The following is a 228-nucleotide window of genomic DNA, read 5'->3' as shown; positions in this document are numbered from 1 at the left end:
AGGCGGATTGAAGCGAGCCGCCGCCAACGTATTCAGTAGTTCCACGTCATTGGTAAGGAGACGTACCATGTCGCCCGAGAACTCTGGCTTCGTCGACACCAGCACGTGGCGGAGATAGGTGTCATGTAGTTTGGAGATAAAGTGGCCGGGACCGGCAGACTGCCGGCCGGCCTGTATCAGCTCCATGTAGGCACGAAGCTGATGAGGCTCAATGGCTTGGGTCTGCAC

At 57.9% G+C, this 228-nt stretch carries 1 protein-coding gene; it reads right to left on the bottom strand.

Going from position 1 to position 228, the window contains the following annotated elements; genetic code table 11:
* Positions 1 to 228 (bottom strand): hypothetical protein (locus tag SCA31_RS25890; protein WP_410699796.1); only part of this gene is annotated, 228 nt, incomplete at both ends.

Source organism: Chryseobacterium sp. SIMBA_028 (genome assembly GCF_046535285.1).
Lineage (GTDB): Bacteria > Bacteroidota > Bacteroidia > Flavobacteriales > Weeksellaceae > Chryseobacterium.
This window is presented reverse-complemented; position numbering and strand designations above follow the sequence as displayed.